At 57.6% G+C, this 2,846-nt stretch carries 2 protein-coding genes and 1 pseudogene; 1 reads left to right on the top strand and 2 read right to left on the bottom strand.

Annotated elements, in window-relative coordinates:
- Positions 1 to 44 precede the first annotated feature (44 nt).
- Both CW742_RS09815 and CW742_RS09810 read right to left on the bottom strand, forming a co-directional pair.
- Positions 45 to 473: pseudogene (locus CW742_RS09815) on the bottom strand (4Fe-4S dicluster domain-containing protein); the annotation flags it as partial.
- Positions 470 to 1,522, bottom strand: a complete 1,053-nt coding sequence (locus CW742_RS09810) for a glutamine amidotransferase family protein (protein WP_292419785.1) — start codon at positions 1,520 to 1,522, stop codon at positions 470 to 472. The gene CW742_RS09810 and the pseudogene CW742_RS09815, both read right to left, overlap by 4 nt.
- Positions 1,523 to 1,650: 128 nt before the next feature.
- Between CW742_RS09810 and glnA the strand changes: the two genes are divergently transcribed.
- The coding region (gene glnA / locus CW742_RS09805) for a type I glutamate--ammonia ligase (RefSeq protein WP_292419784.1) at positions 1,651 to 2,846 on the top strand (1,196 nt) is incomplete at its 3' end.

Here is a 2,846-nt window from a genome sequence, read left to right as displayed (position 1 = left end):
CCGGGCTCGGTCTGTCCGTTGGGCTTCTGCTTGGGGCTGGGCTACGAGGGTTTCTTGCCAATGTCGGTCCGGAGCTCCATGGGTTCGCGGAGGGGATCGATGCTCGGGTTCGTCACCTGGCAGGCATCCAGGACCAGGTGGTCGAAGATGACCGGGTACGGCTTGGCATTGCCCATGCCGGAGAGGATGATCTTTCCGGTCTTTGCCTGGTTGAACACCGACTCCCGCACGTCGCGGGTCCAGACCGGGTGGCTGCGGTAATCATTAGGTTTCTCTTCGATCTCGATCGCATCCCGCGGGCAGAATGCAATGCAGCGGTGGCAGGCAACGCAGTTCCGGGAATTGATCCGGATCTTGTCGTCCTCCATCCGGTACACACCGTACGAGCAGTTCTCGAGACAGCGCCCGCAGTTCATGCAGCGTTCCGGATCGATCTTCACCCGGAACTTGAGGGGCGTGCTCCCTATGCTCATGAGTACACCTTCCCGATGATCGGCTCCCCGGCCTTGGGCATGGTGATGTTGCCGACTTCCGGATCGATCCTCCGGATTGCCGCTTCCTCGCTCGAGATGAAGAGCCGGTCGCCGCTCTCTCCGGTGACGAGGGGCCGGAGCTTGATCCGGTCGGTGAATCCCACGAGCGAGTGCTCATTTGCAACGCAGATGGCAAAGGGGCCGTTCATGAGGGCGGAGCCGTATGTGAGCCGGATGGCCCGGTTGAGCTCCTGCTCTTTTTCCGGCATCTGGTCGATCTCCTCCCAGAATGGGGGGGCGAGCGCCCTGACTGCCATCTTCTCGGAGAGCCCGTGTTTCCGCACGAGCAGGTCGATGAGATACGCGACAACTTCGGTGTCGGTGTACATCGTGCACTTGTACCCGTAACTTTCGATGTACCGCCGGTTGGTACCGTAGGAGGTGATCTCTCCGTTGTGGACAACGCTCCAGTTGAGCAGGTTGAAGGGATGTGCCCCGCCCCACCAGCCGGCCGTGTTCGTGGGGTAGCGGTTATGGGCGAGCCAGAGGTAGCCCTTGTAGTCCTGGATCCGGTAAAAGTCTGCAACATCCTCGGGCCATCCGGCAGCCTTGAATACGCCAAGGTTCTTTCCGGAGGAGAAGATGAGGGCGCCGTTTCTCTCGCTGTTCACCTTCATGACAAGGTAGGTGACGATATCCTCATCGGGTGTGGTACTTTTCGGCATGAGGCTCCGGTCCGGCCGGAAGAAATACCGCCAGGGGGTGTGGACCTTGCGGAGGCCGGGTTGTTCGTAGGTCTTGATCTGTTCGTCGTGGACGATGGTCCCCCATTTCTCGAGCAGGTCGTCAAGAGGTGCCTTGTTCTCCCGGATATTGTCGAAAAAAACATGGAGTGCATAATACTCCTTGTAATCCGGATAAATTCCGTATGCAACATATCCTGCTCCCTCGCCACTGCCCCGCTCGTCCATGGAAGCCAGGGCCTCCTTGATCTTGGAGCCGTCCATCGGCTGGCGACGCCGGTCAATTACACCAATAATACCACACATATTATCACAATGGAGAATGATCCAGTACTGTTGAACATCTGTTCATTACGATATGAACATTCGTTCAGTTGTGCAGTAACATTGGTTCAATAGGTATAAATGTGATTGGGTGGAACATGTCTTCCAGTATGTCAGCAGACGTAACGAAAATGCTCAAGAAGATCGAGGCAGATGGGGTAAAATTCATCCGCCTCCAGTTCACGGATATCCAGGGGATGCCAAAAAACGTATCCATTCCTGCTATCCAGGCTGAGAAAGCGCTCACCGAAGGGATCTGGTTCGACGGGTCTTCCATTGAAGGATTTGCCCGGATTGAAGAATCCGACATGATCCTCAAGCCCGACCCGGCCACGTACGCCGTTCTTCCGTGGAGACCCCAGGAAGGCAGGGTTGCCCGGTTCATCTGCGATGTCCAGACGTACGGCAACAAGCCCTTTGACGGGGACCCCCGGTACATCCTCAGGAAGACGATGGCCGAAGCCGCAAAGATGGGCTACACGTTCAACACCGGACCTGAACTCGAGTTCTTCCTGTTCCGGATGTACGACGGTCAGCCCACAACCGAGTTCGAAGACCATGGGGCCTACTTTGACCTTGCCCCCACGGACTCGGCAGAAGATGTCCGCCGGGACGTTGTCCTTGCACTGAGCGAGATGGGCTTTGAGATCGAAGCTTCCCACCACGAAGTTGCCGACAGCCAGCACGAGATCGACTTCAAGTACGGCGATGCACTCACCACCGCGGACCGTGTCATCACCTTCAAGTTTGCAACCAAGTCCATTGCCCTGCAGTACGGCCTCCATGCATCATTCATGGCAAAGCCGATTGCCGGCATCAACGGCAGCGGTATGCACACCCACGGATCGCTCTCCAAGAACGGCAAGAATGCGTTCTTTGATCCAAACGCCGAACTGCAGCTCTCGGACACCTGCCTCTACTATATTGGCGGTCTCTTAAAGCACGCAAAGGCAATCACCCGTGTGGCAAACCCGACCATCAACTCCTACAAGCGTCTCGTCCCCGGCTACGAAGCACCCTGCTACCTGGCCTGGAGTGCAGCCAACCGCTCTGCCCTTGTCCGCGTCCCCGCGGCCCGCGGCAACAGCACCCGTGCCGAGTTCCGCAGCCCCGACCCGATGTGCAACCCGTACCTCACCTTTGCCTGCATGCTCGCAGCGGGTATGGACGGCATCAAGAACAAGATCATGCCGCCGGAATCGACCAACACCAACATCTACCACCTCAATGCAAAGGACCGCAAGAGGCTGAAGGTAGAGATGCTCCCGGCAAGCCTTGCCGAAGCCAATGCAGCACTCCTCAAGGA

It is taken from the genome of Methanoregula sp., from assembly GCF_002835825.1.
Taxonomy (GTDB): domain Archaea; phylum Halobacteriota; class Methanomicrobia; order Methanomicrobiales; family Methanospirillaceae; genus Methanoregula.
The sequence above is the reverse complement of the archived record's forward strand: the minus strand, read 5'-3'. Positions and strand labels throughout refer to the sequence as shown.